Source organism: Arenimonas sp. (assembly GCF_019459675.1).
Classification (GTDB): Bacteria; Pseudomonadota; Gammaproteobacteria; order Xanthomonadales; family Xanthomonadaceae; genus Arenimonas.
Genome location: NZ_JAIBFH010000025.1, coordinates 1 through 3,880, shown reverse-complemented (window position 1 = coordinate 3,880; position 3,880 = coordinate 1). Strand labels below are relative to the sequence as shown.

The window sequence follows — 3,880 nt, the reverse complement described above, 5'->3', positions numbered from 1 at the left end:
CCGTGTGGCGGCCGTGAATCCGCCGCGTACGCCGCACGCAGTTCAGAAGCCTGGGCACGGATGCGGGCCAGTTCGTCGGCCGGCTTGCGGCCCAGGTTCTTCCACTGCAGCGCCGTGCGCGGGTGCCTGGCGAACCGCGCCTCGTGCCGGGCCAGGAAATCCCAGTACAGCGTGGTGTAAGGACAGGCATCCGGGCCCACCGACACGTCGGGCTTGAAGCGGCAGCCGGCGCAGTGGTTGGACATTTTCTTGATGTAGTTGCCCGAGGCGGCATAGGGCTTGCTGACCATGCGGCCACCGTCGGCGTACTGGCTCATGCCCAGTACATTGGGCAGTTCGACCCACTCCACCGCGTCCACGTAAACCGCCAGGTACCACTCGTGCACCTCGCGCGGGCGCACGCCCAGCAGCAGCGCGAACAGGCCGGTCACCATCAGGCGCTGGATGTGGTGGGCGTGGCCCAGGTCGAGCGTCTGCCGCAGCGCGTCGCGCAGGCAGGCCATGTCGGTGTCGCCGGTCCAGAAAAAGCCGGGCAGCGGCGCCTGTGCGTCCAGCGAGTTTTCCTCCAGGAAGCCGGGCATGCGCTGCCAGTAAACGCCCCGCACGTACTCGCGCCAGCCCAGGATCTGCCGCACGAAGCCCTCCACGGCCTCGATCGGCGCCCTGCCCTCGCGCCATTCGCGCACGGCGGCGTCCACCACGGTGCGCGGCGAAAGCAGCTTGAGGTTCATCGCCGCCGAAAGTCGCGAGTGGTACAGCCAGGGCTCGCCTTCCCACATCGCGTCCTGGTAGCGGCCGAACAGCGGCAGCCGGTGCGCAATGAAGTCATCCAGCGCTTCGCGGGCCTGGCCGGCGTCCTGCGGCCAGTCAAAAGCGTCCAGGCGCCCCGGGTGGCTGGCGAAGCGCGTGCGCACCAGCGCGATCACCTCGCGCGTGGTGGCGTCGGGCGCGAACGCGCGCGGCGCCGGCAGCAGGCCGGGCCCGGCGCGGCCGAAACTGCCGCGGTTGTCCTGGTCGAAGTTCCACTGGCCGCCCGCGGGCTGGCCTGCCTCCATCAGCACGCCTTCGCGCTTGCGCAGCCAGCGGTAGAAAAACTCCAGCCGATATTCCTTGCGCGTGCCGGCCCAGTCGGCGAAGTCGTCGGCGTCGCAGTAGAAATGCCGGTCGGGGTACTCGATCCAGGGCACGCCCGCCCGGGCACACGCCGCCGGCAGCGACTGCGCCAGGCGCCATTCGCCGGGCTTCACTGCGATCAGCTTGGCGGGCTTGAGCGCCGCGAGGTCGGCGGCCAGCGCGGCCTCCAGCGTGGGGTGCTGATGTTCGTCCAGCGCGCGATAGTGCACGGTGAACCCGCGCGACCGCAGCGCGTCGCGGAAGTGGCGCATGGCGGCCAGGAAAATGGCGATCCGCGGCTGCGTGCTCCACACCTGCGTGGCTTCGTGGCCCACCTCGGCCATCCACACCGCGTCGCGGGCCGGGTCGAAGTCGTCGAATACCGAGGACTCGGCATCGAGCTGGTCACCCAGAACCAGCACAAGGTGGCGGAGCGCTTTTCTCATGGCCCAAGTGTGTGGAAGGGGGCGTGCAGGGAATGGAAAAACCGGGCCGGACGGGCGCTGCCCGGCGTTCGGCCCCGATCAGGCGGTCCGGTCGCCGCCCACGTACTCGCGGGGGATGCGGGTATTGAGGCCAACCAGGATTTCGTAGGGAATAGTGCCCGCCGACAGCGCCACGTCTTCGCAGCGGATGTGCTGGCCGTTCTGCCGGCCGATCAGCACCACGGCGTCTTCGTTGTAGGCCGTGCCCTGCGGGCCCAGGTCGGCCATGAACTGGTCCATGCAGATGCGCCCGACGATGGGGTGCCGCTGCCCGCGAATCAGCACCTCGCCCCGGGACGAGAGCGAGCGCGGGAAACCATCGCCGTAGCCCATGGGGATGGTCACGACGCGCGTGTCCGCGCCCGGTGCCCAGGTGGCGCCATAGCTGACGGGATGGCCGGCCGGAACCACTTTGAAATACACCACCTGCGACACCAGGGACATCACCGGGCGCAGGTCCACCGTGGCCTGCGACGCCGGGTCGGGCAGCACGCCGTAGAGCGCGATGCCGGGGCGCACCAGGTCCAGGTGGGTTTCCGGAAAATGCAGCACGCCGCCGGAGTTGGCGATGTGGCGGATCGGCATCGGGGCGCCCAGGCGATCGAAGTGGGCGCAGGCCTCCAGGAATTTTTCCAGCTGCTGGCGCGTCATAGGCGACGCCGGATCGTCGGCGCAGGCCAGGTGGGAGTACACGCCCTTCACCGTGCACCAGCGCGAGGCCACGGCCGCTTCGATGAACGGGCCGGCGTGGTAGCTGTGCACGCCGATGCGCTCCATGCCGGTGTCTATCTTCAGGTGCACGGTGGCCTTGCGGCCCAGCGCCTCGGCGGCGGCCTCCACCTGGCGCAGCTTGTCCAGGGAGGACACCGTGATCTCGAGGTCTTCGCTGATCAGCTGCGCCGCCTGCGGTCCGAAGATGCCGCCCATCACCAGGATGGGCAGGTGCACGCCGGCGCGCCGCAGGGCCACGCCCTCTTCCAGGAAGGCCACGCCCAGCTGTTCCACCCCTTGCGCCTGAAGGTGCAGGGCCACCGGCACCAGGCCGTGGCCGTAGGCGTTGGCCTTCACCACGGCCATCACCGGCACGCCCGCGTGCGCGCGCAGTGCGTGCAGGTTGTGCGTGAGGGCATCCAGGTCGACGCGGACGCGCGTGGGCCGCTGGCTCACCGGGTCGGCGCGGTCGTCTGCGGCCACGAGGGGATGCTTGTCGGAAGGCAGCGGGTCCATGCCCGCAGTGTAGCGTGGGCGCCCCGCAGCGGGCATGGCGCCCGGCGGGCGAAAAGTGGCCGTTTGCCGGCAGGCCCGGTGCGCGCTATTCGAAGCTGCCGACGCTGTCCCGGGCCAGGTTGTCGAAGCGGGTGTATTCGCCGAAGAACTTCAGCTTGGCCATGCCGGTGGGGCCGTTACGCTGCTTGGCGATGATGACTTCGGCCAGGCCTTTGTCGGGCGAGTCCTTGTGGTAGTAGTCGTCGCGGTAGATGAACATGATGATGTCGGCGTCCTGCTCGATGGCGCCCGATTCGCGCAGGTCGGACATCACCGGGCGCTTGTCGGTGCGCGATTCCAGGCCGCGGTTGAGCTGGGAAAGCGCCACCACCGGCACCTTGAGCTCCATCGCCAGGGCCTTGAGCGAGCGCGAGATTTCCGAGATTTCGTTGGTGCGGTTTTCGCCCGAGCCCGGCACCTGCATCAGCTGCAGGTAGTCGACCACGATCAGGCCCAGGTCGTGTTCGCGCTTGATGCGGCGCGACTTCGACCGCAGCACGTCGGGCGACAGCGCCGGGGTGTCGTCGATGAACACCTTCACGTCCGACAGCATCTTGATGGCCATGTTCACGCGCGACCAGTCTTCGTCCTCGAGCTGGCCGGTGCGCAGGCGCGTGGCGTTGACGCGGCCGATGGAAGAAATAAGGCGGAACGCCAGCTGCGAGGCCGACATTTCCATCGAGAACACCGCCACCGCCTTCTTGGTCTTGAGCGCGCCGTATTCGGCGATATTGAGCGCCAATGTCGTTTTGCCCATGGCCGGTCTCGCCGCCAGGATGATCAGGTCGGACGGCTGCAGGCCGGCGGTCATTTCGTCCAGGTCGTGGAAGCCGGTGGGCAGGCCGGTGACGTTGCCCTGGTTTTCGTAGCGTTCCTGCAGGATGCCGAAGGCGTCCTTCATGGCTTCGCGCAGGGGCACGAAATCGGCGCGGCCGCGGCGGCCCTGTTCGGCGATCTTGAACACCTTCATCTCGGCCGCCGACAGCACTTCCTGGCTGTCGCGTCCTTCGGGCTGG

Annotated in this window: 3 protein-coding genes; all 3 read right to left on the bottom strand. The window is 68.6% G+C overall.

What is annotated here, in order from left to right:
* The coding region (locus K0M70_RS00865; protein ID WP_290778029.1) for a cryptochrome/photolyase family protein at positions 1–1,559 on the bottom strand (1,559 nt) is incomplete at its 3' end.
* A 78-nt stretch (positions 1,560–1,637) separates the two neighbouring features.
* Positions 1,638–2,825, bottom strand: a complete 1,188-nt coding sequence (gene alr / locus K0M70_RS00860; RefSeq protein WP_290778025.1) for an alanine racemase — start codon at positions 2,823–2,825, stop codon at positions 1,638–1,640.
* 85 nt (positions 2,826–2,910) lie between these two features.
* A partial coding sequence (dnaB, locus tag K0M70_RS00855) for a replicative DNA helicase (RefSeq protein WP_290778023.1) occupies positions 2,911–3,880 on the bottom strand: 970 nt, incomplete at its 5' end.